Here is a 3,936-nt window from a genome sequence, read left to right as displayed (position 1 = left end):
GGCCAGGCAGTGGTCGTCGATCTGCGCGCGCCAGGCAAAGGCCGGGCGGCCAAGGTCGAACAGCCGGGCCTCGCAGGCCTGGGCGCAGTCGCCGCACAGGCTGCAACCGGCCTGGCTGAAGTCCAGCTGCGGGTAGCCGCCGTCACCGACTTTCAGCACCTGTTCCGGGCAGGCGTCGATACAGGCATTGCAGCGCGTGCAGCCGGCGAGGAATTCGCGGTCGGTGGCAGTCCAGGGCGGGCGGCGTACTTCAGGCGCACCGCCCAGGCGCCGCAGCAGGGCGCGTCGAGAGAGCATGACGGCGGCCCTACGAGGGCGGGCCGGGCGGCCCCGCCACCAGTTGGTACATCCAGACGATGAATCCGTAGCCACCGACGATGGCCACGGAGAGCAAAGGGAACAGGCAGATCACCAGGAACAGGAACAGCCGGGTTTCCTTGCCTTTTTCCGTGTCGGCTCCGGTCTTTTCGGGCATCGGGTCAGCCTCCCGCCAACGATTGGGAATCAGCCTAGTCCCTGCTCGTTGTGTGGGCAAAATCCTACGTGCGTTATTCTTTTTTCATACAGCGAATTCGTTCAGCAATGGTTCAGCGCTCCGACAGGTTCCGTTCAGAGCCCTCCCCGTAACCTTCTCCCCGTCAACCAATTACTGACCTCTGACGGGAGAAACCCCATGAAAGCCATGAAGAAAATCGCCCTCGCCACCGCCATCCTCGGTGCCGGCCTGGCCGCTACCGCCGCCAACGCCGCCGACACCTTCGTCGGCATGACCTGGGGCGAAACCAGCAACAACATCCAGAAGTCCGATGCGCTGAACCGCAACCTGGGCAACCCGAAATTCGACAGCGTGATCAACAACAGCGGTACCTGGGGCGTACGCGCCGGCCAGCAGATGGAGCAGGGCCGCTACTACATCACCTATGAAAACGTTTCCGACACCGAGAAAGGCCTGAAGCTGCGCCAGCAGAACCTGCTCGGCAGCTACGACGCCTTCCTGCCGCTGGGCGACCAGGGCACCAAGCTGTTCGGCGGCGGCACCGCCGGCCTGGTCAAGCTGGAGCAGGACTCCAAGGGGTACAGCCGCGACAGCGATGTGGGTTACGCCATCGGTGCCCAAGCCGGTATCCTCCAGGAACTCGGCAAGAACGCATCCGTAGAAGGCGGCTACCGTTACCTGCGTACCAACGCGAGTACCGAGATGAGCCCGCACGGTGGCAGCAAGGTGGGATCCCTTGACCTGCACAGCAGCTCCCAGTTCTACCTGGGCGCCAACTACAAGTTCTGACCGGTAACGCAACCGGGCCGCGCGGCCCGGTTGCCTGACTCAGGGAGTACGCGCATGAAACTGCTGGTGGTGGAAGACGAGGCGCTGCTGCGCCATCACCTGTATACCCGGCTCGGCGAACAAGGCCACGTGGTCGATGCCGTCGCCAACGCCGAAGAGGCGCTGTACCGCGCCAGCGAATACCATCACGACCTGGCGATGATCGACCTCGGGCTGCCGGGCATGAGCGGCCTGGACCTGATCCGCGAATTCCGCAGCCAGGGCAAGACCTTCCCCATTCTCATCCTCACCGCGCGCGGCAACTGGCAGGACAAGGTCGAAGGCCTGGCCGCCGGCGCCGACGACTACGTGGTCAAGCCGTTCCAGTTCGAAGAGCTGGAGGCCCGGCTCAACGCGCTGCTGCGCCGTTCCAGCGGCTTCGCCCAGTCGAGCATCGAGGCCGGCCCGCTGGTGCTGGACATCAACCGCAAGCAGGCGCTGGTCAACGGCGAATCGCTGCAGCTGACGGCCTTCGAATACCGCATCCTCGAATACCTCATGCGTCATCACCAGCAGGTGGTGGCCAAGGAGCGACTGATCGAGCAGCTCTACCCGGACGACGACGAACGCGACCCGAACGTCATCGAGGTGCTGGTCGGCCGCCTGCGCCGCAAGCTGGAGAGCGCCGCGCAGTTCAAGCCGATCGATACCGTGCGCGGCCAGGGCTACATCTTCAACGAGCTGTGTAAATGATCCGCTCGCTGCGCCTGCGGCTGATGATCGGCGCGGCGATTCTCGCCGTGCTGTTCATGGCGGCGCTGCTGCCGGCTCTCCAGCGTGCGTTCAGCATCGCCCTGGAGAACGCCATCCAGCAGCGCCTGGCGGCGGACGTGGCGACCCTGGTGTCCTCGGCGCGCATCGAAGGCAATGTCCTGAGCATGCCCGAGCACCTGCCGGTGGAGGATTTCAACCTCCCCGAATCGAAGTTGCTGGGCTTCATCTACGACCAGTCCGGCAAGCTGGTGTGGCGCTCCACCTCCGCCCAGGACGAGAGCGTCGATTACTCGCCCAAGTACGACGGCCTGATCGACGAGTTCACCCGCATCCGCGACGCCACCGGCCAGGAGTTCTTCGTCTACGACGTGGAGATCGACCTGCTCGGTGGCCAGCGGGCGGCCTACAGCATCGTCACCATGCAGCCGGAGAGCGAATTCCGCGAACTGGTCAGCGGCTTCCGCGACCAGCTCTACCTGTGGCTGGGCGGCGCGCTGTTGCTGCTGCTTGGGTTGCTGTGGCTCGGCCTTGGCTGGGGCTTTCGTTCCATGCGCGGCCTACGTTCGGAGCTGGACCAGATCGAGACTGGCGACCGCGAGCGCCTGAGCGACGAGCACCCCGCCGAGATGCTGCGCCTGACCGATTCGGTGAACCGCCTGCTGGACAGCGAACGCGCCCAGCGCGAGCGCTACCGCAACTCCCTGGGCGACCTCGCGCACAGCCTGAAGACGCCGCTGGCGGTGCTGCAGGGAGTCAGCGAAACCCTCGCCGACGAGCCGAAGAACCGCGAGCAGGTGCAGGTGCTGCAGACCCAGATCGAACGCATGAGCCAGCAGATCGGCTACCAGTTGCAGCGCGCGACCATGCGCAAGAGCGGCCTGATCCGTCATCGCGCGGCCCTCGATCCGCTGCTGGACACCATCGCCGGCGCGCTGGACAAGGTCTACCGCGACAAGCGCGTGAAACTGGAGCGCGACATCCCGCCGGGTTTCTCCCTGCCGCTGGAGCAGGGCGCATTGCTGGAGATGCTCGGCAACCTGCTGGAAAACGCCTACCGCCTGTGCCTGACCACGGTGAAGGTCAGCGCGCGCAAGCACGGTCGGAAGTTCGAGCTGATCATCGAGGACGACGGCCCCGGCGTGCCGGCCAGCCAGCGCGAACGCATCCTCAAGCGCGGCGAGCGCCTGGATGCCCAGCATCCCGGCCAGGGCATCGGCACGGCGGTGGTGAAGGACATCATCGACAGCTACGACGGCGAGCTGGCGCTGGAGGATTCCGCGCTGGGCGGGGCGTGTTTCAGGATTCGTTTGCCGGGGTGATCGGGTGCTGGGGCCGGACTGCGGCGCGGGGTTGGTTCGCGAGCAAGCTCGCTCCTACAGACCAGTTGGTCGCCCCGTAGTCCGAACACGGCTACGCAGGGCCTGCTCTTCGTAGGAGCGAGCTTGCTCGCGAAGGCCCACGCACCGGAGCCTCGTTTCAGGTCGACGGGCGCATAACGCGCCAGCGTTATCCGCCGCGAGGGCCTCGGCGGATAACCCGTTCCGGGTTATGCGCCCTACGGTCCTACGACGGCGAGCTGGCGCTGGAGGATTCCGCGCTGGGCGGGGCGTGTTTCCGGATTCGTTTGCCGGGGTGATCGGGCGCCAGGCCCGGCCCGCGGCGCGGGGCTGGTTCGCGAGCAAGCTCGCTCCTACAGACAAGCTGGTCGACCTGCGTTGCCGCAGAACGCTATGCATGACCTGCTCTTCGTAGGAGCGAGCTTGCTCGCGAACGCCCACGCACGGGAGCTTCGTTTCAGGTCGACGGGCGCATAACGCGCCCGCGGTATTCGCCGGCCGGGCAAAGACGGGTAAACCCGTACGGGGTTTTGGGCCTACGGCCCTGAAGGATGGTTTGGG

5 protein-coding genes are annotated in these 3,936 nt (G+C 65.7%); 3 read left to right on the top strand and 2 right to left on the bottom strand.

The window, feature by feature from the left end; translation table 11 throughout:
• On the bottom strand, nt 1-297 hold a 297-nt coding region (locus tag ACCC94_RS28400; protein ID WP_413352928.1), incomplete at its 3' end, for a 4Fe-4S dicluster domain-containing protein.
• A 10-nt stretch (nt 298-307) separates the two neighbouring features.
• Nucleotides 308-475 (bottom strand): periplasmic nitrate reductase, NapE protein, encoded by a 168-nt coding sequence (gene napE / locus ACCC94_RS28395; protein ID WP_413352927.1) that lies wholly within the window; start codon nt 473-475, stop codon nt 308-310.
• A gap of 198 nt (nt 476-673) precedes the next feature.
• Here napE and ACCC94_RS28390 point away from each other — a divergent pair, with 198 nt between their 5' ends.
• From ACCC94_RS28390 to ACCC94_RS28380, 3 genes are read left to right on the top strand one after another with little or no spacing between them, the layout of a single operon-like run.
• A complete protein-coding gene (locus ACCC94_RS28390) occupies nt 674-1,285 on the top strand; it encodes a hypothetical protein (protein WP_413352926.1) in 612 nt (203 codons plus the stop codon).
• A gap of 54 nt (nt 1,286-1,339) precedes the next feature.
• Complete coding sequence (locus ACCC94_RS28385; protein ID WP_413352925.1) at nt 1,340-2,017, top strand: response regulator; 678 nt, start codon at nt 1,340-1,342, stop codon at nt 2,015-2,017.
• Nucleotides 2,014-3,357 carry an ATP-binding protein gene (locus ACCC94_RS28380; RefSeq protein WP_413352924.1) on the top strand — a complete coding sequence of 448 codons (1,344 nt, stop codon included), beginning with the start codon at nt 2,014-2,016 and terminating at the stop codon, nt 3,355-3,357. The genes ACCC94_RS28385 and ACCC94_RS28380 overlap by 4 nt, the downstream gene beginning before the upstream one ends.
• The last annotated feature ends 579 nt before the right edge of the window (nt 3,358-3,936 follow it).

Origin of the sequence: Pseudomonas sp. Pseusp97, assembly GCF_047304025.1 — a bacterium.
GTDB lineage: Bacteria > Pseudomonadota > Gammaproteobacteria > Pseudomonadales > Pseudomonadaceae > Pseudomonas.
This window is presented reverse-complemented; position numbering and strand designations above follow the sequence as displayed.